At 68.8% G+C, this 22201-nt stretch carries 19 protein-coding genes and 1 riboswitch; of the genes, 2 read left to right on the forward strand and 17 right to left on the reverse strand.

Annotated elements, in window-relative coordinates; genetic code table 11:
- On the reverse strand, positions 1-1635 hold the full coding sequence (locus C1H66_RS02510; RefSeq protein WP_102626339.1) for a DUF637 domain-containing protein: 1635 nt from the start codon (positions 1633-1635) through the stop codon (positions 1-3).
- A 3-nt stretch (positions 1636-1638) separates the two neighbouring features.
- Positions 1639-2211, reverse strand: coding sequence for a hypothetical protein (locus C1H66_RS02515; RefSeq protein WP_102626340.1), 573 nt, complete (start codon positions 2209-2211; stop codon positions 1639-1641).
- A gap of 143 nt (positions 2212-2354) precedes the next feature.
- Between C1H66_RS02515 and C1H66_RS02520 the strand changes: the two genes are divergently transcribed.
- The gene (locus tag C1H66_RS02520) at positions 2355-3107 is read left to right on the forward strand and encodes a glycerophosphodiester phosphodiesterase family protein (RefSeq protein ID WP_102626341.1); all 753 of its coding nucleotides are present in this window, start codon (positions 2355-2357) and stop codon (positions 3105-3107) included.
- Here the strand turns inward: C1H66_RS02520 and bluB are convergent.
- Genes bluB through cbiE form a run of 7 tightly spaced genes read right to left on the reverse strand, consistent with a single transcriptional unit; the run spans position 3064 to position 9156 of the window.
- Positions 3064-3837, reverse strand: a complete 774-nt coding sequence (gene bluB, locus C1H66_RS02525) for a 5,6-dimethylbenzimidazole synthase (RefSeq protein WP_102626342.1) — start codon at positions 3835-3837, stop codon at positions 3064-3066. The genes C1H66_RS02520 and bluB overlap by 44 nt on opposite strands.
- 31 nt (positions 3838-3868) lie before the next feature.
- Positions 3869-5317 (reverse strand): cobyric acid synthase, encoded by a 1449-nt coding sequence (locus C1H66_RS02530; RefSeq protein WP_102626343.1) that lies wholly within the window; start codon positions 5315-5317, stop codon positions 3869-3871.
- Between the two features lie 3 nt (positions 5318-5320).
- Positions 5321-5926 carry a cob(I)yrinic acid a,c-diamide adenosyltransferase gene (gene cobO, locus C1H66_RS02535; protein ID WP_102626344.1) on the reverse strand — a complete coding sequence of 202 codons (606 nt, stop codon included), beginning with the start codon at positions 5924-5926 and terminating at the stop codon, positions 5321-5323.
- Between the two features lie 14 nt (positions 5927-5940).
- Entirely contained in the window at positions 5941-6735 is a 795-nt protein-coding gene (cobF, locus tag C1H66_RS02540; protein ID WP_102626345.1) for a precorrin-6A synthase (deacetylating), read from the reverse strand.
- Positions 6732-7550 (reverse strand): precorrin-4 C(11)-methyltransferase, encoded by an 819-nt coding sequence (gene cobM, locus C1H66_RS02545; RefSeq protein WP_102626346.1) that lies wholly within the window; start codon positions 7548-7550, stop codon positions 6732-6734. Before cobM ends, cobF begins: the two co-directional genes overlap by 4 nt.
- Positions 7547-7936 (reverse strand): cobalamin biosynthesis protein, encoded by a 390-nt coding sequence (locus C1H66_RS02550; protein ID WP_170064074.1) that lies wholly within the window; start codon positions 7934-7936, stop codon positions 7547-7549. The genes cobM and C1H66_RS02550 overlap by 4 nt, the downstream gene beginning before the upstream one ends.
- Positions 7936-9156 (reverse strand): precorrin-6y C5,15-methyltransferase (decarboxylating) subunit CbiE, encoded by a 1221-nt coding sequence (gene cbiE, locus C1H66_RS02555; RefSeq protein ID WP_102626453.1) that lies wholly within the window; start codon positions 9154-9156, stop codon positions 7936-7938. The genes C1H66_RS02550 and cbiE overlap by 1 nt, the downstream gene beginning before the upstream one ends.
- An 85-nt stretch (positions 9157-9241) precedes the next feature.
- Between cbiE and C1H66_RS02560 the strand changes: the two genes are divergently transcribed.
- Positions 9242-10000: a cobalt-precorrin-6A reductase gene (locus tag C1H66_RS02560; protein ID WP_102626347.1), complete on the forward strand. Its 759-nt coding sequence runs from the start codon at positions 9242-9244 to the stop codon at positions 9998-10000.
- On the opposite strand, the gene cobJ is transcribed toward C1H66_RS02560, so the two are convergent.
- The 8 genes from cobJ to C1H66_RS02600 all read right to left on the reverse strand — a co-directional run bounded on the left by cobJ (position 9964) and on the right by C1H66_RS02600 (position 21658).
- The gene (gene cobJ, locus C1H66_RS02565; protein WP_102626348.1) at positions 9964-10746 is read right to left on the reverse strand and encodes a precorrin-3B C(17)-methyltransferase; all 783 of its coding nucleotides are present in this window, start codon (positions 10744-10746) and stop codon (positions 9964-9966) included. The two genes, C1H66_RS02560 and cobJ, sit on opposite strands and share 37 nt — an antisense overlap.
- Before the next feature lie 50 nt (positions 10747-10796).
- Positions 10797-11522 carry a precorrin-2 C(20)-methyltransferase gene (locus tag C1H66_RS02570; protein ID WP_102626349.1) on the reverse strand — a complete coding sequence of 242 codons (726 nt, stop codon included), beginning with the start codon at positions 11520-11522 and terminating at the stop codon, positions 10797-10799.
- Between the two features lie 11 nt (positions 11523-11533).
- Positions 11534-12163, reverse strand: a complete 630-nt coding sequence (locus tag C1H66_RS02575) for a precorrin-8X methylmutase (RefSeq protein WP_102626350.1) — start codon at positions 12161-12163, stop codon at positions 11534-11536.
- Between the two features lie 106 nt (positions 12164-12269).
- A complete protein-coding gene (locus C1H66_RS02580; RefSeq protein WP_102626351.1) occupies positions 12270-13502 on the reverse strand; it encodes a cobalamin biosynthesis protein CobG in 1233 nt (410 codons plus the stop codon).
- A complete protein-coding gene (gene cobN, locus C1H66_RS02585; protein WP_102626352.1) occupies positions 13499-17368 on the reverse strand; it encodes a cobaltochelatase subunit CobN in 3870 nt (1289 codons plus the stop codon). The genes C1H66_RS02580 and cobN overlap by 4 nt, the downstream gene beginning before the upstream one ends.
- Positions 17368-18495: a cobalamin biosynthesis protein CobW gene (cobW, locus tag C1H66_RS02590; RefSeq protein ID WP_102626353.1), complete on the reverse strand. Its 1128-nt coding sequence runs from the start codon at positions 18493-18495 to the stop codon at positions 17368-17370. The genes cobN and cobW overlap by 1 nt, the downstream gene beginning before the upstream one ends.
- A complete protein-coding gene (locus tag C1H66_RS02595) occupies positions 18492-19907 on the reverse strand; it encodes a cobyrinic acid a,c-diamide synthase CobB (protein WP_102626354.1) in 1416 nt (471 codons plus the stop codon). The genes cobW and C1H66_RS02595 overlap by 4 nt, the downstream gene beginning before the upstream one ends.
- The gene (locus C1H66_RS02600) at positions 19904-21658 is read right to left on the reverse strand and encodes an ATP-binding protein (protein ID WP_102626454.1); all 1755 of its coding nucleotides are present in this window, start codon (positions 21656-21658) and stop codon (positions 19904-19906) included. Before C1H66_RS02600 ends, C1H66_RS02595 begins: the two co-directional genes overlap by 4 nt.
- A gap of 160 nt (positions 21659-21818) precedes the next feature.
- Positions 21819-22050, reverse strand: a riboswitch (cobalamin riboswitch).
- Between the last annotated feature and the right edge of the window lie 151 nt (positions 22051-22201).

Raw genomic sequence — 22201 nt, forward strand, 5'->3', positions numbered from 1 at the left:
TCAATCTCCAAGCATGCCTCCCCCGTTCTCAACCACAGTATCCCAAACACCTGCCAAGTCCAGAAAAGCGGCAAATCGCGTCACCTCAGTAGCTGGGAACCCCCGGGCACTAGCATATCGCTCAAAGCCCAATATTAAGGCTTCTTTAGAGGCCGATGAGACGAAATCATCTTTCAAGTAACCAGACACCAAGCTAGCCGCCATACCACCTACGGCAAGACCCGCACCTATCTGCCCGACAGGTGTCATCACCACCCCGGCCGACGCCGCCTTGGAAACATCATCCAGCGCTTTGGCATTCAGCGCCCGCTCCCACGCCTGGGCCGCCGGATCGCCATAATCGATATTCGCACCCTGCACCACACAGGCCGCATCGCCACACGAGTAATGGGGCACGTGGAAAATCTTGCCATCCACCACATAGCTAACCGTGTAGCGGCCCTCCTCATCAAGCGGTCGCCCCGTCAGGCGGTCGCGCGGCTGGCCTGGTGCGGCCTCCTCCGCCGGCAACCGGTAGACGGGCGCACGATAGGGCGAACTTTCCCCGCCTGTCTGATCAATGATATAGGCAATCAGGTCTGGTGGTGCATCTGTCGGCACCTGCTGGATCAGGTAGCGAGTCGTGCCATCCGGGCCGGGTATGGCCTGCCACTCACCGCCATGGTCAAAGTAACTTGCATCGATGGTAGCAAGGTCTTGTAAATCGACGATGGTGTTGGCACCTCGCCCTTCGCCCAAGCCATCGTTGTGCATCCCCCGCAGTGCTTGTTCGATCTCTTCCAAGGTGAAGCGTCCATCGCTCACATCCGCCAGATCCCTCGCCAGCATGCGCTCCTCTGAATGCAGCTGGCGGTTGTAGGACTCCACCTGTCCGGCGATCCAGGCGCCGTCATTGATGTCGCCACCGGCCAGCCCCGCCGCCACAATGCCCACCAGCTGCGCCACTGTGTTGCTCAATACCGGGTTCGTATGGGCGTTTTCAACTAACTGATCCACCAAGGCCTCGCTGGCCCCTGCCGCCAACGCCCCACTGCGGAAGTCACCGCCCATCGCCTCGGAAACGGTGCCGCCAACCAGCGCATGCAGCGCGACTTTCTCGGCACTGCCGGGCTTGGCATGATCGCCCACGGCGTGAAACAGCACGCCGGAGACCACGTGCGCCAGGGCATCCTCGAGACCGTCGCCGAGGTGGTCCCGGAAGCTGCCGCCGTCGATGGCGCTGCGGATGCCGGCGTCGATCGTCGCCTGGGTGGCGCGCTGCCCGGCGAAGCGGGCGATGTCGCTCCCATTGCCGAAGCTGAGGTTAAGGTTGCGGGTGGCACCGGTGGTGGTGTTGGTCGTGGTGCCCCAGGCACGGTCGGTGATGCCCTGGGTCGCCCCGGCGCTCAGCGCGGCACCTTCGCCGAGGCCCGATTGCGAATAGGCCCAACTATTATGGAGTTCCTTGACCTGGCGCCAGTCGATATCGCCGCGCTCTTCCATCGCCTTGAGCCAGGCGAGATCGGGGTCGGCGGCCACCATGGCATCGACGGTCTGGCGCACCGAGTGCTCGTCGATCTCGGGCACCTCGATGGCGATGCCTTCGGCGGCCTGGATGATGAGCTCGCCTGGGCCGCCCCGCCAGCGACATGCCAAGCGTTACGGTTGCCGTCGGGCGGTGCCAACCGCCAGCCCCTCCACGAAAGCGCGTTTCTCCGCCTCGAAGAAGCGCGCGTCGTGCTTGAAGCGACGCAGCACCTCCTGATCGTCGAAGGCGAGCGTCGCGGCCGGCTCGCCGGAGGCATGCGCCGGATGGCGGCGAGACAGGCCGACGCGTGCGCCGCGAGCGTCCTCGGTCCAGCGCGAGATGCCGCAACCACGCAGGAACCCTTCGTCGAGGTCATCCGTCGGCTCGACCCGCAGCGGCGCATTCAGCGCCAATTCGCGAATCAACCGCCGCTGGGGCTCGCGGCTCTCGCCGAGCGAGGCGCTCAGCGCCAGCGTCATGCCGTCGCCGGCCTCGTCGAGCACCAGCAGGGCCAGCGCCAGTGGCGCCTCGTTGTCGTCCACCAGGGCCCACAGCCGTGCCGCCTCGTTGGCAAACAGCAGGTGGCGCGTGCCGCTGAACGCCACCAGCGGCGTCAGCCCCGCCGTCGTGCCGTGCACCGCGGCGCACAGACGGGCCAGGCAGGCATCGCGCCAGCCGCCCGGTTCGAGACTCACCACCTTCATCGCCATCCTCACCTGTGTCATACCGTCGCGCGAAGCCTAGCATATTCCCTCCGGCGACCGCCCGGCACATCGTGCGGTGACACTCCGTCGTCACAGCCGTGTAGGATGATCACAGTTCGACCGCTCAAGGATGCGACGTCCCTATGCCCCACCCCGCCATTGCCCTGCCCCGCCTGATGGCGCATCGCGGCCTCTCGGCCCATGCCCCGGAGAACACCCTGACCGCCGTACGGGCCGCCTGCGAGGCCGGCTTCCCCTGGGTGGAACTCGACGTGCAACTGCTCGGCGACGCCACCCCGGTGATCTGGCACGACGCCACCGTGCGGCGCTGCTCCGACGGGCGGGCGCGCCTGGTGGACCTGGACCTGCCCCGGGCACGCCGGCTGGACACGGGCGCCTGGTTCTGCGATCGCTTCCGCAGCGAGCGCATGGCGACGCTGCGCGAGATGCTCGCGCTGATCGAGGAACTCGGCATGGGCCTCAATCTGGAGCTCAAGGTCACCCGCGGGCGCAACCCGGCGGCACTGGTCGATGGCGTGCTGCCGACCCTGCTCGACGCCCTGCCCCCGGAGCGGCTGATACTCTCCTCGTTCCACGATGGTGCCCTGGCCCGCGCCCGGGAGCTGGCCGACTCATCGCGCCTGGCCCTCGGGGTGCTGTTCGAGGGCATCGGCCGCGAGTGGCAGTCGCGCTGCGCGGCGGTGGACGCCTACAGCGTCCATGCCAACTGGAAGCGCCTCAGCCAGCGCGGCGCCCAAGCCGTGCGCGAGGCCGGCTACCACCTGCTCTGCTATACCGCCAACGACCCCACCGCCTTCGCCCATCAATGGGCCTGGGGCGTGGAGAGCGTGATCAGCGACGACCCGGCGTGCTTCGTCGGTCATCTTCCGGATTGACGCCTACCTTACCGAGCGCCCCCAGCAGGGCGCCGTCGGCCTCGCCCGCGGCGCCTCCCCAACCATCGAAGTGCAGCAGCTCCTCCAGGGGCAGCCTGGACAACCACCCCGCTTTCTCCAGTTCGGGGCGAGCATGGAACTGGCTCACATAGCCCATGCACAGGTAGGCGATCGGCAGGATGTCGCGAGGAATCCCCAGGGTGTCGCGCAGGGCATCCTGATGGAAGATGCTGACCCAGCCGACGCCGAGCCCTTCGGCGCGGGCCGCCAGCCACAGGTTCTGCACGGCGCACACGGAACTGAAGATATCCATCGTCTCGATATGGGTGCGCCCCACCACCACCGGGCCGTGGCGCCGGCGATCGCAGGTGATGCACAGGTTGACCGGCGCCTCGACGATGCCCTCCAGCTTGAGGTTCCGGTAGGTCGCCTGCTTCTCGCCCTCGAACAGCTGAGCCGCCTCCTCGTTGGCCTGGCGATAGAGCGCCTGCACCCGGGCCTTGACCGCCGGCGAGCGGATCACCAGGAAGTCCCAGGGCTGCATGAAGCCCACCGAGGGGGCGTGATGGGCCGCCGTCAGTACTCGGGCCAGGACCTCATCGGGCACCGGGTCGGGGAGGAACTCGCTGCGCACGTCGCGACGGGTGAAGATCGCCCGATAGACGGCGTCACGCTCTTCCTCGCTGAACCCGGGGTGGGGCTGCATTCCCGGCGGGGTAGTGTCACTCATGGTCGGGCCTCGTCGTTCCAGGGTGGGGGTATCAACCAATCAGCTGCCACAGCCGGTCGGTGTCCAGATGGGCCTCGAGGGTATCGGCGAGGCGGTCGAGCTCGTCCTGGCGATGGGCGGCGTAGTCCACAGCCGCCGCCACGCCGGCCAGCCCGCAGCGCCCCAGCAGTGCCGCGCAGGCCTCGGCGCCATCGAAGAGGCCATGCAGGTAGGTGCCCATCACCTGGCCGTCGGTGCTCACCGCCCCGTCCGGGCGACCGCCCAGCTCGCAGAGGGGGTGCGCCAGGGCCGGGCCCTCGCTCACCCCATGGTGGATCTCGTAGCCGGTGATCGTCACGTCCTCAGGGCGCAACCGCCCCGTCACGTTGCGCAGCTGCTTGCCCGCCACCATGCGCGTCTCGAACTCCAGCAGCCCCAGCCCCGACGTGGTCCCGGGTCGACCGTCGAGCCCCGCGGGGTCGTGGATGGCCTGGCCCAGCATCTGGAAGCCTCCACAGATGCCGAGCAGCCGGCCGCCATAGCGCAGATGCTGCCGGATGGCCGCTTCCCAGCCTTGGGCACGGAGCCAGTCGAGATCGGCCCGGGTACTCTTGCTGCCCGGCAGGATGATCAGGTCGGCACGGGGAGGCGCCTGGTTCGGCCCCACGAAGGTGAGCTCGACCTCGGGATGCAAGCGCAGCGGGTCGAAGTCGTTGTGGTTGCTGATGCGCGGCAGCGCCGGCACCACCACGCGCAGCGCCGGCTCGCCCTCCCCCCGCCCTTCCAGCCCGATGCTGTCCTCGGCGTCGAGCAGCAGGCCCTGAAGATACGGCAGGGTGCCCAGCACCGGCTTGCCGGTACGCTCGGCGAGCCACTCCAGGCCCGGCTCGAGCAGGCCGATATCGCCGCGGAAGCGGTTGATGATAAAGCCCCGGGTGCGGGCCCGTTCGGATGCGGAGAGCAGTTCCAGGGTACCCACCAACTGGGCGAAGACCCCGCCGCGGTCGATGTCGCCGACCAGCAGCACCGGGCAGTCGACGGCCTCGGCGAACCCCATGTTGGCGATATCGTTGGTCCGCAGGTTGATCTCCGCCGGGCTGCCCGCCCCCTCGGCGATGATCACATCGTAACGGCTCGACAGTGCTTCCCAGGCGGCCAGCACCGAGGCCATCGCCTCGCGCTTGTAGGCGTGATAGTCCAGCGCATCCATATGGCCATGCACCCGCCCGCGCAGGATCACCTGGGCGCCGCGGTCGCTCTCCGGCTTAAGCAGTACCGGGTTCATGTCGCTGTGGGGCGCAACGCCGGCGGCCAGCGCCTGCAGGGCCGTGGAGCGACCGATCTCGCCGCCATCCTCGGTCACCGCACTGTTCAGTGCCATGTTCTGCGGCTTGAACGGCGCCACCGACACCCCGCGCCGCGCCAGCACCCGGCACAGCCCCGCCACCACCGTGCTCTTGCCGGCATCCGAGGTGGTGCCCTGAATCATCAGTGTCGCCATGGCCTAGAGTTCCACTCCCTTCTGGGCCTTGATGCCCTGCTCCTTGAAGGCGTGCTTGACCACCTTCATCTCGGTGACGGTGTCGGCCAGCTCGATCAGCGCCTCCGGGGCGTGGCGGCCGGTGACCACCACGTGCTGCATCTCGGGGCGAGCCTGGAGGTCGTCGAGTACCCGGTCGAGGTTCAGATACCCGTGGCGCAGGGCGATATTGAGTTCGTCGAGCAGCACCAGGTCGAAGCTGGCATCGGCCAGCATCCGGCTGGCCTCGGCCCAGGCGGCCTCGGCGGCCTGGACATCGCGCTCGCGATCCTGGGTGTCCCAGGTGTAGCCCTCGCCCATCACGTGGTACTCCACGCCAGGCTGCTGGCGGAAGAACGCCTCCTCGCCGGTCTGGAACTTGCCCTTGATGAACTGCACCACGCCCACCTTCATGCCGTGGCCCAGGGCACGCGCCAGCATGCCGAAGCCGGAGCTGCTCTTGCCCTTGCCGGGCCCGGTGAGTACCAGCAGCACACCCTGCTCCTTGTCGGCACGGGCGATGCGCTCGTTCATGATCTTCTGCTTGTGGGCCATGCGCTCGGCATGACGCTGCGGGTCGACCGTCTTCATTGCACTCTCCTTAATTACACTCGCCGTAACAGATAGGCATCCATGATCCAGCCATGCCGCTCGCGCAGGGCGGCACGCTGCTCGAGGATCGCTGCGGCCACGTCCACCAGCCAGCCGTGGATCAGGCTCTGCTTGTCCATGCCCAGGTAGGCGCCCCACCAGATATAGAGGCCTTCGGGCGGCAGCGACTCGAAGGCCCCGCCGCTGTCGAGCATTACCGCGACGCTTGCGGCATCGCTGGGCCAGCCGCGCTCGCGCAGCCGCCGCCCAGTGGTGATCTGCACCGGTTCGGCGAGGGCATTGAGGGGGATGCGGTGCTCGGCGGTGAGGACCTGCAGGCTGGTGATGCCCGGTACGATTTCCACCTGAAGGTCCACCTGCAGCTCCCCCTCGCCCTCTCTCCCGGCAGCGCTTTGCATAAACGATTTCAGGCGCTCGGCGATGCGCAGGCTGCTGTCGTACAGCGAGGGGTCGCCCCAGATCAGCATGCCGACTCGGCCGCCCTGGGGTAGATGGGTCGCCATCAGCTCCGCCCAGACCGCGGCAATCGCCCCGTGCCAGTCGTCCACCGCGCCCAGGTAGTCGGCGCGGGCATCGCGGCGCGGCAGGTCGAACTCCACGATTCGGGCGCGTGACGACGCCTCCAGCAGATTGCGGCACAGCAGCCGGCGCAGGTCGACCAGGTCCGACTTGGCCTCCCCCTTGCGCGGCAGCAGGATCAGGTCCGCTTCATTCAGCGCCCGCACGGCGGCCAGGGTGACATGCTCGGGATTGCCCGTGCCGATGCCGATCAGCGAGAGGTGGATCATGCCTCGCCCCTCTCGTCGGCCCTTTCGTCTCCGGGTGTGTTAACGGCGAAGGGCGAGTCCGCCGACTGGGGCCGAAAGCGACGGTCATAGCCGACCGAGTAAAGGCAGCTCTCCTGGAAGTCCTCGCTGCCCAGCACCGGCCCCACCAGGATCAGCGCCGTGCGCTGCAGGGAGTCATCGAGCAAGGTTTCTATCGTTGACAGGCGGCCCCGGAGCACTCGTTCATCGGGCCAGCTGGCCCGCCAGACGATGGCGACCGGGCAATCGGCGCCGTAGAACGGCTCCAGCGCGTCCACCACCTGGGCCAGGTTGTGGATGGAGAGATGGATCGCCAGGGTGGCGCCGGTCCTGGCGAAGTTGGCCAGGGTCTCGCCGTCCGGCATGGCGCTGGCCCGCCCCGGCGTGCGGGTCAGCACGAGGGATTGCGCCACCCCCGGCAGGGTCAGTTCCTGCCCCAGTGTAGCGGCAGCGGCGGCGAAGGACGGCACGCCCGGGGTAATGGCGTAGGGAATCTCCAGCGCGCGCAGCCGGCGCAACTGTTCCCCCATGGCGGACCACACCGACAGGTCCCCGGAGTGCAGCCGGGCCACGTCCTGGCCCGCGGCATGGGCGGCGTGCATCTCGGCGATGATCTCGTCGAGGGAGAGCGGCGCGGTGTTGACGATCCGGGCGCCCGCCGGGCAGTGCTCGAGCAGCTGTTCGGGCACCAGCGACCCGGCATAGAGGCATACGGGAGAGGAGGCGATGAGGTCCCGACCCCGCAGCGTCAGCAGGTCCGGCGCCCCGGGGCCGGCGCCGATAAAGTTTATCGTCATGCGCTCTCTCCTCTCAGGGCTCCTCTCGCCACCGCCACGGTGGCTCGCCGATCCGTGGAAATCAGCCGCGGCCCGAGCAATTCCGCCCCGAGGCCTGCCGCCAACAGGGCGACGGCTTCGGCGACGCTACCCGTACCCCGTGCTCGCAGGCTATGTCGGGAGTGCGAAAGGGTAACGGCCGATGGCAGGGCCTCGTCTTCCACGCGGATCACCGCGAGGCCCCGCGCGAGCCCCAATTCCTGCACCAGCGGCCACATCGTCTGGGTCGCGGCCAGCCGGTCGACGCTGCCATGCTGCGCCTCGAGCCGCTCCAGCGCATCGACCAGCGAGGCCAGCCGCGCCTCGCGACGAAAGCCGAAACCCGCCACCGTTATCGAATCACCCATCACCGGGCCACCCGCCACTGCACGATGGGGTAGCCGGCCTTCCAGCCCCGCCGCGTGCCGATGGGCGCGGCGGAGGCCAGCTCCAGACGTAGCAGCTCACCGCCGGCCTGCTGCTGCCAGTGCGCCAGCAGGGCCTCGGACTCCAGGGTCACCGCATTGGCCACGATACGCACGCCAGCCGGCAGACGCCGCCACAGCGCCTCCAGAAGCGCCTGCGACAGCCCGCCGCCGATAAAGACCACCTCGGGCGGCTGATCGCTCAGCGTCTGATCACTCAGCGCATCGAGGGCGCTACCCTCCACCACCTCGAGCCAGTCGACGCCGAGGTTATCGGCATTGCGACGCGCCCGCGCCGCTCGCTCAGCGTCACGCTCGAAGGCCACGGCTTGGTTATCCGGGTGGGCCAGCAGCCACTCGATGGCCACCGAGCCCGACCCGGTGCCGATATCCCATAGACGCTCCCCCGCCCTCGGAGCCAGGGCAGCCAGGGTCATGGCGCGCACGGCCTGCTTGGTGATCTGGCCATCGTGCTCGAACAGCGCGTCCGGCAGGCCGGGCGTCAGCGGCAGGGCCGGCCCGTCTCCGGCCACCTCCAATCCTACGGCGACCGGGTGAGCGATATCGCCTGGCAGATCAGCGTCGGCCCGCATGCTGCAGATACGCTCGCGGTCTCCGCCCAGCGCTTCCAGCACATGCAGCCGGGAGGCGCCAAAACCGAAACGCTTGAGCCAGCCGGCCAGCTCGATCACTGCGTCCCCATCCCTCACCAGCACCATCAGGCGCCTACCGCGTTGCAGGTAGGGCCGGATGCGAGTCAGGGGCTTGGCATGCAGGCCCAGGCAAGTGCAATCCTGCAGCGGCCAGCCCAGGCGGGAGGCCGCCAGGCTGAAGGTGGAGGGCGATGGCAGCGCCTGCCACTCCTCGGCGGGCAGGTGACGCGCCAGGCTGGTCCCAGCCCCGAACCAGAACGGATCGCCGGAGACCAGCATCACAACCCGGCGGCCGCGCTCGGCCAGCAGTTCAGGGATGCCATCGGCAAAGGGCACCGGCCATTCGCGCACCTCGGCGGCCAGGGGCGGCAGCAGGCGCAGGTGGCGTCGGGCGCCGAACACCACCTCGGCGGCGTCCAGCGCCTGCCGGCTTGCCGCCGTCAGGCCCGCTGTGCCACTCTCGCCCCAGCCGAGCAGCGTCAGCCAGGGAGCGTCGTCAACGTCAGCCATCATCTGAGCCTCGCTAAAGGAGATGAGCTGTTCGGGCGCTCATCTTGCCAACTGCTTGAATGGGAAAGGAGCTCAAGAAGCCCCAATGAACGTCCTGATTCTGGGCGGCACCACCGAAGCCAGTGCCCTGGCCCACGCGCTGGCCGAGCGCTCGGTCCCTGCCCTGTTCAGCTATGCCGGTCGAGTGGCCGCGCCCAAGTCGCAGCCGCTGCCGACCCGCGTCGGCGGCTTTGGCGGGGTGGAAGGCCTGGCCGCCTTCCTGGCAGACAACCGCATCACCCACCTGGTCGACGCCACCCACCCCTTTGCCGAACGCATGAGCCGTAACGCCATCTTGGCGGCACAGCAAAACAGGATCCCCTGCCTCGCCCTGACCCGGCCGCCCTGGGTGCCCCAGGCCGGTGACCGCTGGCAACGGGTCGCCGGCATCGAGGCGGCGGTGGACGCCCTGGCCGGCCCGCCCGAGCGCATCCTGCTGGCCATCGGGCGCCAGCACCTCACTGCCTTCGCGGCCCGGCCCCAGCACCACTATCTGCTCAGGCTGGTCGACCGGCCCGAGGCACCGCCGCCCCTGCCGCATCACCATGTGGTTATCGACCGCGGCCCCTTTACCCTGGCAGGCGACCTGTCCCTGCTGCGGGAACATGGCATCCAGTGCCTGGTGTGCAAGAATTCCGGCGGCGACGGCGCAGTGTCCAAACTCACCGCGGCCCGTCAACTGGGGCTGCCGGTGGTAATGATCGAGCGGCCGGCGCTGCCGGAGCGCCGGGAAGCTCACTGCGTCGAAGCGGTGCTGGCCTGGCTCGATCATGAGCCCGCCCCTGATACCGAGCGCGGCGTATAGACCCAGGGCGTACTCTGACGCTCGGCACCTCCGGCATGGCGCTGGATGAGACGCGTATGACTGGAGCCCACCATCACCAGGGTGCGCATATCGGCCATGTCCGGTTGCGCCTCGCCGAGGGTCGTGACCCGCAGGGACTCCTCAGGAGTGGAGACGGCCCGGGCGAACACGATCAAACGCTCCGGCCCGCAAGCCTCTCGTAGTACTTCCAAGGCGCGTTCGAACCCTTCCGGCCGTGCCCGGGAGCGGGGGTTGTAGAAGGCCATGGCGAAGTCGGCCTCGGCGGCCAGCCGCAGGCGCTTCTCGATCAGCGCCCAGGGCTTGAGGTTGTCGGAGAGGTTGATACAGCAGAAATCGTGCCCCAGCGGCGCTCCCACCCGCGCGCTGGCGGCCAGCATGGCGGAGATACCCGGCAGCACCTGGATGTCCAGCGCCCGCCACGCCGGCTCGCTCGCCTCCAGCGCCTCGAAGAGGGCCGCGGCCATGGCGAATACGCCGGGGTCGCCTGACGAGACCACCACCACCCGATGGCCAGTGGCGGCCAGCTGCAGCGCCTGCTCGGCCCGGCGGATCTCCTCGCGATTGTCCGAGCCGTGGCGCGTCAGCCCCGGCCGCGGCGCCACCCGCTCGACATAGGGTACGTAGCCCACCACATCGGTGGCATCCGCCAGCGCGGCAGAGACCTCGGGGGTGATCAGCGCATCATCGCCCGGACCCAGGCCGGCAACCTTCAACCATCCACCCAAAGACTGTTCACGACCTGCTGCGCGTCGGCCATTCGGCGTAGTCGCCTCTTTCATGGCCGCCTCCCATTGCCATGAATCAGCAGAATGGAAAAGTACGGCACGCTGTCGCCCACTTCGTGCAGTGGCAGGATCCGCTGCTGGGGCATGGCGGCGTATTCGATCAGCCAGGCCTCGTCCTCGCGGCCGGTCTCGGCCAGGGCTCGCCTGACCTTGTCCAGGTTGCGGCCGATCTTCATCACCACCAGGGCATCGGTCTGGGCGATGCGCTCCACCAGCATCGCCTCCGGCAGGGTACCCATCAGCACGGTGAGGATGTCGTCGCCCCAGGTCACCGGCCGCCCGGTGGCGGTCCAGGCGGCGGACATGCCGGTGATACCGGGCACCACCGCCACCGGTACCCGCCCCTGCAGCCGTGTATAGAGATGCATGAAGGAGCCATAGAAGAACGGGTCGCCCTCGCACAGCACCACCACATCCTGGCCAGCAGCGGCGATCTCGGTCAGTTGGGCGACGTGGCGTTCGTAGAAGGCCGCCAGCAGCTCGTTGTAGCGGGGGTCGTCGAAGGGGATTTCGGTAGTGACCGGATACTCCATCGGCAGCTCGATGGCATCAAACGCGATCAAGCCTTCCACGATGCTGCGGGCATGGCCGGTGCGGCCCCTCTTGCGAAAATAGGCGACATGCGACGCCCCGCGGATCAACCGGTCGGCGCGCACGCTCATCAGGTCCTGGCTGCCGGGCCCGAGGCCTACCCCGTGGATGGTGCCCGGCTTCATGGTTCCGAGGCTCATTCGCTACGATCCGCCATGGCATTGATGGCGGCCACCGTCACCGCACTGCCGCCGAGTCGCCCCTGGACGACGACGCAGGGCGCCGCGGCGCTCTCCCACAGGGCCTGCTTGGATTCGGCGGCGCCCACGAAACCCACCGGGCAGCCGATGATGGCCGCCGGGCGGGGGCAGTCCGGGTCTTCCAGCATGTTCAACAGGTGAAACAGGGCGGTGGGTGCATTGCCGATCGCCACCACCGCCCCCTCCAGGTGAGGCCGCCAGAGCTCCAAAGCCGCCGCCGAGCGGGTGGTGGACAGCTCCCTGGCCAGGTCGGGCACCCGCTCGTCGTGTAGGGTGCAAAGGATGGCGTTGTCAGCCGGCAGGCGCTTGCGGGTGATGCCCTCGGAGACCATGCGCGCGTCGCACAGGATCGGCGCGCCGCGCTCCAGCGCCGCCCGGGCACGGTTAACCGCGTCGCCGTGGAAATGAATGTTTGCGGCGAGCTCAACCAAGCCCGCGGCATGGATCATGCGCACGGCCACCGGCTCTTCCTCCGGCGCGAAGCGCGCCAACTCGGCCTCGCGCCGGATGATGGAAAAGGACTCCCGGTAGATAGCCGGGCCATCCGTTTCATAGACGTGAGGCATTTCTCTTCTCCAAATAAACGACGACTCTCCTTCACCACCGAGCAAAGGAGATGAGCTTTCCCGACGGCAACCCTCCGCGAGGGCGCTGTAAACCCATCCCTGGGCGCTACTTTTGCCTTCCATGGCAAAAGACCCTCGCTACGCCTTGCCCTCGGCGCTCATCTTCCCGATGTCGGGAAATAAGCGCTATTACCTCGGCTTCACTAAGACCAGTAGCCACCGGCGCGCCATCGGCGCGACCACCGACGATCAGATCGAAGCGCCCGTCCCGCCCGCTCAGGCACAGACCGGCCGGCGCCTGGCGGGCACAGCCCTTGGCACAGCCGGAGACATGCACGCTGCCTTCGATCCGGCCACTCAACCGCTCAGCCAGCGCCAAGGTCTCTACGCTCGCCTGCTCACAGTGGGGAGCGCCTGGGCATACATCCATGGATAAACGCGGATCGCGGTTATCGTCCAGCAGGCCCTGCACCGCCGTCGGCGCTTCGCCCTCCACCAGCAGGCGCCGCCAGGGCGTGACCCGCACGGCGCTGACCGCGGCTGAATCGACAGCGGCACGCAGCGCCGCGGCCGGAGCCCGCCCGAACGGCAAGCCGACTACCCTGCCCCACGCACCCTTTCCTTCGAGATATGGGCCCAATGCCAGCCGGGGGCCAGGCGCGGCGGGGGCCATGACTGCCGGCGCCCATGCCGGCAGCGGTGCCGCGTGACGGCGCATTCGCCCGGCTTCTCGCCCACCGCTGTCGACGAACCAGTGCGCCAGCCGAATCAGCAGCGCGACGGCCGCGGCGGGCGAGTCCACCGGGGTGCCCAGCGCCCGCCCATCGGTGCGGACGAGTAATGTGCCCGCTGCCGCGCACTCGATGCGCAGGTCCGCGGAAACCTCACCCAGCAGCGGCGCGGCACCGGCATCGATGGCCAGGCCCCACTTGGCCGGCAGTGCCGGTAATTCGTCGAGGCGGGCCTCCAGCAGCCGAACCGCCTCAAAGGTGGCGTCGCCCGCCTGCCAGTCCGGTGCCAGCAGCAGTTGGGGCCGGCGCTCGCTGTGGGGGTCCGGGTCGACCAGCCCATGCTCGACGAGGAAATCCATCAGGCCGGGCCAACTGGCCTCGGATACGCCGCGTAGCTGCAGGTTGGCGCGGCTGGTGAGCTCGATCAGGCCGCTGCCGAAGGTCTCGGCCGCCTCGCACAGCGCCAGCATCTGGTGGCGGCTGAGTCGCCCCAGCGGAGGGCGCACGCGTACCAGCAGCCCATCGCCGCTGGCCATGGGTCGCCACGCCCCGGGGCACCAGCCCTTGATCCGTGGTGCAACCGGCTTATCCCGCTGGCCGGTCGTCATGGCGCGAGCTCCCGGGTCTCGTCGATCTCGAGCAGCAGGTCCTGCAGGGCCGGCCCTTGCTCGCCGGGCTCCTGCCACAGGCCCCGCTGAACGGCCTCCAGCAGCCGCTCGGCCATCTCCTCCAGCGCCGCCGGGTTGTGCTCGCGCAGGAACGCCTGGTTGGCGCCATCCAGCACCAGCGCCTCGCTGACCTGGGCGTACTGGTAGTCGGCGACCAGGTCGGTGGTGGCGTCATAGGCGAACAGGTAGTCGACGGTGGCAGCCATCTCGGAGGCGCCCTTGTAGCCGTGCTCGCGCATGGCCTCGATCCACTTGGGATTGAGCACCCGGGAGCGGATCACCCGGGCCAGCTCCTCCTTGAGGGTGCGCATGCGCGGCTGCGCCGGGTTGGCGTGATCGGCGTGGTAGATGGTCGGCGCTTGCCCGCCGAGGGCCCGGCTGGCGTTGGCCATGCCGCCCTGGAATTCGTAGTAGCCGTTGGAATCGAGGATATCGTGCTCACGGTTGTCCTGGTTGTGCATCACCGCCTCCAGGCCCTTGATCCGCTCCTCGAAAGCGCGCCGCGCCGCGGTCCCCGACTCCGGGAACTGGCCGTAGGCGTAGGCCCCGGCATCGAGATAGGCCTCGGCCAGGTCGTCGGCGCTGCCCCAGGCGCGACTGTCGATCATGCGGTTCAGGCCGGCGCCATACTCGCCGGGCTTGCTGCCGAAGATACGATACGCGGCTTCTTGGGCGGCGGCATCCGGGTCGAGCCCCTGGCTTTCGAGCTCCTGGCAGCGCGCCAGCACCGCCGCGCGGATGGTGTTGCCATCGCCCGGCTCGGCGTATTCGGCCACCGCCCTCACTGCACGGTCGAACAGGCGAATGACGTTGGCAAAGGCATCGCGGAAGAAGCCGGAGACCCGCAGGGTAACGTCCACCCGGGGGCGCTGCAGCAGCATGGCGGGAATCACCTCGACATCGATCACCCGCTGGGAGCCCAGCGACCAGATCGGCCGCACCCCCATCAGGGCGAAGGCCTGGGCGATATCGTCGCCGCCGGTGCGCATGGTGGCGGTGCCCCAGATCGACAGCCCCAGCTGGCGTGGGTAGTCGCCGTGATCCTGCAGGTAGCGCTCGACGAAGGCCTGGGCCGACTTCTCGCCCAGCGACCAGGCTGCGGGTGAGGGTATCACCCGGTTATCGACGCTGTAGAAGTTGCGCCCGGTGGGCAGCACGTCCAGCCGCCCGCGGCTGGGGGCGCCGCTCGGTCCGGGTGGAACGAACAGGCCGTCGAGGCCATCCAGCAGCGACTGGATCTCCATCTCGGCGCCGCGCTGCATGGCGGCCCACAGCCGCTCGCGGGCATAGCGGCACTGCTCGGCGGTGGCCGGGTAATCCCGGGCCAGGGTGGCCAGGCAGCCCGGTTCCAGCACGTAGGCGTCGATCAGCCGGTGGGCGAGCAACTCCAGGCGCTCGCGGGTATCGGCGGCGGTGCGCCAGGCGGAGCTGTCCTGCTCGGCCAGGGCCGGCGGCCGCGGGCCGTGCCAGGGCTCGGCCCCGGCCATCAGCGGATCGAAGTCTGCGGCCAGCCCCAGGTCGTTTGCCAGGTTATGCAGCAGGCCGCGCTGGGCCGGCGTCTCGCCCCGCGGCAAGCGCAGGATGGCCGCCAGAGTTCCCGCCTGCTTGTCCCGCGGCGGCACGCTGCCCAGCACGTGCAGGCCATGGCGGATCTGGGCCTCCTTGATATCGCACAGGTAGGTGTCCAGCTCGTTGAGCAGACGCTCGTCATCGGTAACCTCAGCGTTATTCCCGCTCTGGGCCAGCTCCTGGTCGATACCGGTGCGGCGCAGATGCGCGATGATCCGCTCGCGCAGCAGCGTCTCGCGCCGCGGATCCATGCCCAGGGCCTGATAATACTCGTCGGTCAGGGCTTCAAGCTCCGCCATGGCGCCGTAGAGTTCGGCGCGGGCCAGCGGCGGCATCAGGTGGTCGATGATCACCGCCTGGCTGCGGCGCTTGGCCTGGGCGCCTTCGCCCGGGTCGTTGACGATAAACGGATAGAAGTGCGGCAGCGGTCCCAGGGCGATATCCGGCCAGCACTCGGCGGAGAGCGCCGTGCTCTTGCCCGGCAGCCACTCCAGGTTGCCGTGCTTGCCCACATGTACCACCGCATCCACCCGGTAGTGCTCGCGCAGCCACAGATAGAACGCCAGGTAGCTGTGGGGCGGCACCAGTTCGGTATCGTGGTAGCTCTTGACCGGGTCGTCGATGCGCCAGGGGCCTTGAGTGAAAGCACGCTCCGGCTGTATGCCGACGAAGGTCTCGCCCAGGCGAATTCCGGCGATCATCAGCCGGCCCTGGCGGCACTTGGGGTCCTCCGACGGCGCCCCCCAGCGTGTGCATACTGCTTCCTGCAGCGTCTCCGGCAGGGTCCGGAACCACGCCAGGTAGTCGTCGAGCCCGATGCTCTGCCAGCAGGCGCGCTGATCCAGCACATCGCGGTCATTGGTGACGCCGCCCTGCAGCAGCCGAATCAGGCCGTCGCTGTCGTCCGGGACATCGCTCACCGGATAGCCCGCCGCGGCCAGCGCCCGCAGGAGCTGCAGCGTCGAGGCCGGGGTATCCAGGCCGACGCCGTTGCCGATGCGCCCATCGCGGTTGGGGTAGTTGGCCAGCACCAGCGCCAGGCGCTTGTCGGCGTTGGGTGTCTGACGTAACCCACACACGCGGCGCGCCAGCGTGGCCACGAAGGCGGCACGCTCGGGGTGCAGCACATGACGGATTACCGATAGCTGGCAGCGCTCGCTGTAGTGCGCCTCGCTCTTGAAGCCCACCGCCCGGGTGATGACGCGGCCGTCCATCTCCGGCAGCACCACCTGCATGGCCACGTCGCGACTGTGCAGGCCGCCGGCCTTGGCCTGCCAGTCCTCCTCAGTGCTGCTCGCCAATATGGCCTGCAGCACCACCGGCCGGCCGACGAACTGCCCGGCGAAGCGCCCCTCGAATGGATCCCCTCCCAGGGCCTCCTTGTCGTCGTCACTGCGATTGACGGAAAAACTGGTGGTATTGACCACCAGCATGGCCCCGGTCTGCTCGATCAGGTGATTGACGAAGGCCACACAGGCCTCCTCCTTGAGCGACGCCACGGCCACCGCCAGCGGCTCGAGCCCCTGCTCCCGCAGCGCCTCGATCAGGCCATCCAGCATGGCGGTGTTGGCGCCCTGCAGATGGCTGCGGTAGAAGAGCAGCAGGCAGACCGGGCGTTCGGGATCGCGCCGTGCCATCCATTCGTTCAGCGTCGCTTCCCGTTGTGTGGCGGCATGCGGCATGTAGAGCAGCGCCGCGGGAATCGCCCTGGGCTCCTGCCAGTCCAGCCCATGGCCAAAGCACTCGCTGCCGACAAAGCGCAGCAACTGCTCGGCATTGTCCACGCCGCCCTCGCGCAGGTAGCGCCACACGCGGTGGGCCGAGGCGAAAGGCACGCTGGAGTCCTCCAGCAGGGCGTCGTCCGGGGCGTCGCAGCCCGGCACCAGGATCAGTTGGCGCCGTTTGTCAGCGGCGGCCCAGGCCAGCAGCCGCTCGTGGCCGTAGCGCCAGTAGCCGCTGCCGCCCAGCAGCGAGACGATTACCAGGCGCGCCTTCTCCAGCACGCGGTCCTCGTAGAGGTCGTAGGCGGCGGGCTTGACCAGGTTCATCCAGTTCGCCAGCCGCACCGTCGGGTAGTCGTCGCCGAGCGTCACGCTCAGCCGCTCGACCGCCTGGGCCAGCGCCGACAGGCTGCTGTCGGCGGCGGACAGGATAACGATCTCGGCGGGGCTCTGCTGCAGGTCGACGATGCCCTCTTCCTCGACGAAGCCCCCGGGCTTGGCGGCGAAGAGATGCATCAGGCGGTCGCTTCGATCTCGGCGCTCGCCAGGGCCGCGTGCAGGGCCTCGCTGTCCAGCGCCTTGCCGATGATGACGAGCTGGGTGCGACGCGGCTCGCCCTGCCCCCAGAGCCGGTCGAAGTAGCCGTCCAGGCGCTCGCCGACGGCCTGGATCACCCGGCGCATGGGCTTGCCGGGAATCGCCGCGAAGCCCTTGGCGCGATATATCTCGTAGCGCTCCAGCAGCTGCTGGAGCCTGTCCGCCAGGAGGTCGCCATCGACCTCTCCCAGGCGGATCACGCAGGAGTCGAAATGGTCGTGGGCGTGGTCGTGGTGCGCCCCCTCGGCGTGATGACGATCGTGGTGGTTGTCGATGCGGTCGATGCTCTCCTCGCTCGCCGCGCCGATGCCCATCAGGGCTTCCAGCTGGGCGCTGTCCGAGGCCCGGGGCTGGTTAATATACAAGCTCTGGTCGATGAACAGCGTCTTCACGGATGCCGGCACCCGCTGGGCCACCAGTTCCTCCACCCGCTTGCGGTCGGCCGGCTCGAGCAGGTCGGTCTTGCTGACCAGCACCAGGTCGGCGGCGCTCAGCTGGTCGTCGAGCAGTTCGCGCAGGCTGGGGTCGTGGTCCAGGGAGTCGTCGGCCAGGCGCTGGGCCTCCACCTTGCCGACGTCGCTGGCATAGCGGCCGGCGGCCACCGCCGGGCCGTCGATCAGGGTGATGATGGCGTCGACGGTGCAGTGCTGGCGCACCTCCGGCCAGTTGAAGGCCTGCACCAGCGGCTTGGGCAGGGCCAGGCCGCTGGTCTCGATCAGGATATGGTCGATGTCGTCGCGGCGGGCCATCAGCTTCTTCATCACCGGCAGGAACTCCTCCTCCACGGTGCAGCAGATGCAGCCGTTGGCCAGTTCGAAGATGCCGCTCTCGGTTTCCATAGCGGTGGCGTCTTCTTCACAACCCTCTTCACAACTCAAGGCACAGCCGCGCAGCAGGCTGGAGTCGATGTCCTGCTCGCCGAACTCGTTGACGATGACGGCGATGCGCTTGCCGGTGACCTGACGCAGCAGGCTGGCCAGCAGCGTGGTCTTGCCGCTGCCCAGGAAGCCGGTCACCACCGTGGCGGGGATCTTGTTCAGGTTCATCCGTGGAATTCCTGTGTGGTGATGGAGTGAGTCTCGCTGGTCGGGCATGACGCCGCCGGGCCCGGCATGAACAGACGGGCCACGGCGGCGGGGTTGTCGGGGAAGAACAGGTGCAGATAGGTCGCCGTCAGGCGGCGCTGGCGATAGATGGCCTCGCCCGGCGCGGGGTGGCGCTGGCGCCGGCCAAAGCCGATGGGCGCGGGCGTGTCCGCCGCCAGCGAACGGTGATGGGCATGGCCGCGGATCGGCCCCTCCGGCAGCTCGGCGGTCTGCATCCCCTGGCACCCTCGCCGCCCGCGCATGGCGCCATGGCCGGGCAGCAGCCCCAGCATGGCGTGGGTGCTGTCGGCATAGTCCGTCAGGGTTTCCAGGCAGTAGAGCAGGCCGCCGCACTCGGCGAGGATCGGCTTGTCCGCGGCAAAGAAGCGGCGAACGTCCTCGCGCATGGCGCCATTTTCCGCCAGCCGCGCGGCGTGGAGCTCGGGATAGCCGCCCGGGAGCCAGAGGGCATCGCAGGTCGGCAGGTGGGCATCGTTCAGCGGCGAGAAGAAGCGCAGGGTCGCCCCCAGCCGCTCCAGCAGGTCCAGGTTGGCCTGGTAGATGAAGCTGAAGGCCGCATCCCGGGCCACGCCGATGGTCTGGCCGGCAAGGGAATGCGTAAGCGACGACAAGGCCTGCGTCGCCTCCACGTCTGGCGCCGAAAACATGACCGGCGGCAGTCGCAGCAGCGCCTCCGCCAGCCCCTCGGCCTCGAGCGCCGCGGCACCGGCTTCGAAGCGGGCCTCCAGCTCCTCGCGGATCTCATCGGCCTGCACCAGCCCCAGGTGACGCTCGGGCAGGGCCAGGGCGGTGTCCCGCGGCACCGTGGCCAGCAAGGGAATGGCGTCAGGCAGCGCGGCCTCGATCAGCTCGCGGTGGCGCTGCGAACCGCAGGCGTTGGCGATCAGCCCGGCGATGCGGATGTTGTCACGGAAGCCCGCCAGGCCGGCCACCAGCGCCGCCGCGGTCTGAGCCATGCCCTTGACGTCCATGACGATGACCAACGGCAGGTCGAACAGGGCGGCGAGATCGGCGCTCGATGGCTCACCGTCGAACAGGCCCATGGCGCCTTCCACCAGGATCAGGTCCGCCTCGAGCGCGGCCTCGAACAGGCGCTGCCGGCAGTAGGCCTCGCCGGCCATCCACAGGTCGAGCTGGTCCACCGGCTGGCCTGAGGCCTGGGCCAGCACCAGGGGATCCAGGTAGTCCGGGCCGGTCTTGAAGACCCGCACCACCTTGCCCCGGTTGCGCAGCATCCGCGCCAGCGCGGCGGTTACCGTGGTCTTGCCCTGCCCCGAGGCCGGTGCGGCGATAAAGACCGCAGAGCAGGCGGCACTCGTCGGCGCCGCACGGTTCGGATCATGCTCGATCATGACGCCTCCAGGCGGCGCTCTAGACTGGACAGGGGCCGGTACAGGGCACCCAGCTGCCGGGCGATCAGCGCCCCCCGGCCCCGCTTGACCGCGGCCTGCTCGGTATCCACGACGATGCAGTCACCCAGCGGCGGCAGGCCATCCAGGGATTGGCGGGTACGCCCATCGGTGATGAGGTAGGTTCGCACATGCAGGCCAGGATCCTGTCGCCGCCACTGGCGAATCAGACGCGCCGCCCGCCGGACGGCGCCGTGCAGCGGCGTGCCGCCACCACCGTCTACGGCATCGAGCCGCTCACGCAGCGCCTTGGGGGCGCGGCGGCGCAGCAGTACAGGCATGACGCCGTCATTGCCGAAGCTCAGCACCGCCATCTGCTCCCGGGCGGCATAGGCCTGCTGCGCCAGCCGCTCGACCAGGCCCTTGGCCCGGCCCAGCAGCTGCCGACCCAGGGTCGAGGCAGAGGTATCCAGCAGCACCAGATTCAGCACCGGCTGGCCGCGGCGGGCCTTGCGATAGCGCAGCTCCCGCCAGGGCCAGCGGCCGCGGTTGGCGACCAGGGTAGCGAACCAGTCCGGCCGCGCCTCCTCGGCATGGGCTCGGCGCTGCCCGGGCTGTTGTCCGCGGCGCACGGACGCCGAAGGCGCCGAGGTCGTCGGTTTCGCGCGTTGTGCCGGGGAGATTCCCGGCAGCTCCGCCGCCGGCACACTGACGCTTGTCTGGGTGACCGGCGGCATGGCGCCCCACTGCCCCTGCGCTTGCGAGGCTGGAGCGCTCTCGCTAGCGCCCGGCGCCTGACCGCCAGTGACGCCGTCACCCTTACCCTGCCCCGAGGGCGGAGGTGTGCCGGTCGGCGGAGATGGCGGCGTGTGAGACGGAGGCTGATGGGTGGTACGGCGGTGGGCCAATACCCAGGGTTCGACGGTCTCCAGGTCCTCCTGGCCCACCGTGGTCGCGCCGCGCCAGGCGGCATGGGCCCGGGCGGCCCGATGCCAGGTCACGTCTGCCCGCAGGCCCTCGACACCGGCGGCCTCGCAGCGCACCGCGATATGCTCGTAGACCCAGGGTTCGCTGGTGATCTCAGCCAGCACCCGCTGCGCCTGCCGCAGGCGCTGGGTCAGCGCGGCCTGGGCCTCCGCCTGGCGGGCCACGTAGCCCTCGGGGTCACGGTCGAAGGCCTCGCGCTGCTGCAGGATGGCCACCCGCTCCCGTACGCTCATCGCCGCGCCCTGCTCGAGACACAGGCCGAAGCGGTCGAGCAGTTGGGGGCGCAGCTCGCCCTCGTCGGGATTCATGGTGCCGATCAGGCTGAAACGGGCGGGATGGGTATGGCTGATGCCGTCGCGCTCGACGATATTGGTGCCGCTCGCGGCAACGTCGAGCAGCAGATCCACCAGGGGATCCGGCAGCAGGTTGACCTCGTCGACGTAGAGCACGCCGCCGTGGGCCTTGGCCAGCAGCCCCGGCTGAAAGCTCGCCTCGCGCTCGGAGAGCACCCGCTGCAGGTCCAGGCTACCGGTCAGGCGCTCTTCGCTGGCGCCCAGCGGCAGGGTGATGAACGGCGGGCGGCGCCCTTCGGGGTCATCGGGCAGGATCGCCGCCAGCGCCCGGGCCAGGGTGGACTTCGCAGTGCCGCGAGGGCCGCTGATCAGCACGCCCCCGACCCGGGGATCGATGGCGTTGAGCAACAGTGCGGTCTTGAGCGCCTGCTGGCCGACCACGGCGACGAAGGGAAACTCAGCCCGTGACATCATGGCCCCGGACATCATGACCACCAGGCGTGCCGATACGCGACGTCGAAGCGAGGGCACACGAGTGCCCGGCCGACAGCCGGCAGGAACGGAAAGCTCCCGGGAAGGAGGAAAAAGGAATCATTGAGACACGCTATCCCCGATGCCCACCGCACCGTTGCTGGATGAAACGAGATGACGGGCCGGTCTCCGGGCTCGAGGAGTGACGCGAAAAATCGCGCCAGTGCCTGCACCTTCCCGGCCTCGGAGGCTGTCCGACAGCCTCCTAGCCAGTGGTTCTTGCAGGCTACTCACTCATTACCGTTGCGGGGGCAGCGATGGGATGGGCGCAAGGGCCGTACCATACTTCCCGATTATCCCCTGGTAGCAGGGGCACCCGTCTCGAGTAGGCCCATCCTAAAGCAATTGGCGCAACAGGCGCAATTTGGCCACCGGATGGCCCGCCGTGGCTCGCAGTCACCCCAACCGGCAGGCTGGCCTGACAGGTGATATCCAAGCTTCTCCTCAAAATTGTTATAGTATAACATAACAAAATCTTTCTCATCC

It is taken from the genome of Halomonas heilongjiangensis (genome assembly GCF_002879645.1).
Classification (GTDB): Bacteria; Pseudomonadota; Gammaproteobacteria; order Pseudomonadales; family Halomonadaceae; genus Halomonas; species Halomonas heilongjiangensis.

What these genes read in the sequence shown, in the direction of transcription:
- C1H66_RS02515 (WP_102626340.1), bottom strand. Translation starts at nt 2,211, where the DNA reads ATGAAGGTGGTGAGTCTCGAACCGGGCGGCTGGCGCGATGCCTGCCTG.
- C1H66_RS02520 (WP_102626341.1), top strand. Translation starts at nt 2,355, where the DNA reads ATGCCCCACCCCGCCATTGCCCTGCCCCGCCTGATGGCGCATCGCGGC.
- bluB (WP_102626342.1), bottom strand. Translation starts at nt 3,837, where the DNA reads ATGAGTGACACTACCCCGCCGGGAATGCAGCCCCACCCCGGGTTCAGC.
- C1H66_RS02530 (WP_102626343.1), bottom strand. Translation starts at nt 5,317, where the DNA reads ATGGCGACACTGATGATTCAGGGCACCACCTCGGATGCCGGCAAGAGC.
- cobO (WP_102626344.1), bottom strand. Translation starts at nt 5,926, where the DNA reads ATGAAGACGGTCGACCCGCAGCGTCATGCCGAGCGCATGGCCCACAAG.
- cobF (WP_102626345.1), bottom strand. Translation starts at nt 6,735, where the DNA reads ATGATCCACCTCTCGCTGATCGGCATCGGCACGGGCAATCCCGAGCAT.
- cobM (WP_102626346.1), bottom strand. Translation starts at nt 7,550, where the DNA reads ATGACGATAAACTTTATCGGCGCCGGCCCCGGGGCGCCGGACCTGCTG.
- C1H66_RS02550 (WP_170064074.1), bottom strand. Translation starts at nt 7,936, where the DNA reads ATGGGTGATTCGATAACGGTGGCGGGTTTCGGCTTTCGTCGCGAGGCG.
- cbiE (WP_102626453.1), bottom strand. Translation starts at nt 9,156, where the DNA reads ATGGCTGACGTTGACGACGCTCCCTGGCTGACGCTGCTCGGCTGGGGC.
- C1H66_RS02560 (WP_102626347.1), top strand. Translation starts at nt 9,242, where the DNA reads ATGAACGTCCTGATTCTGGGCGGCACCACCGAAGCCAGTGCCCTGGCC.
- C1H66_RS02570 (WP_102626349.1), bottom strand. Translation starts at nt 11,522, where the DNA reads ATGAAGCCGGGCACCATCCACGGGGTAGGCCTCGGGCCCGGCAGCCAG.
- C1H66_RS02575 (WP_102626350.1), bottom strand. Translation starts at nt 12,163, where the DNA reads ATGCCTCACGTCTATGAAACGGATGGCCCGGCTATCTACCGGGAGTCC.
- C1H66_RS02580 (WP_102626351.1), bottom strand. Translation starts at nt 13,502, where the DNA reads ATGACGACCGGCCAGCGGGATAAGCCGGTTGCACCACGGATCAAGGGC.
- cobN (WP_102626352.1), bottom strand. Translation starts at nt 17,368, where the DNA reads ATGCATCTCTTCGCCGCCAAGCCCGGGGGCTTCGTCGAGGAAGAGGGC.
- cobW (WP_102626353.1), bottom strand. Translation starts at nt 18,495, where the DNA reads ATGAACCTGAACAAGATCCCCGCCACGGTGGTGACCGGCTTCCTGGGC.
- C1H66_RS02595 (WP_102626354.1), bottom strand. Translation starts at nt 19,907, where the DNA reads ATGATCGAGCATGATCCGAACCGTGCGGCGCCGACGAGTGCCGCCTGC.
- C1H66_RS02600 (WP_102626454.1), bottom strand. Translation starts at nt 21,658, where the DNA reads ATGATGTCACGGGCTGAGTTTCCCTTCGTCGCCGTGGTCGGCCAGCAG.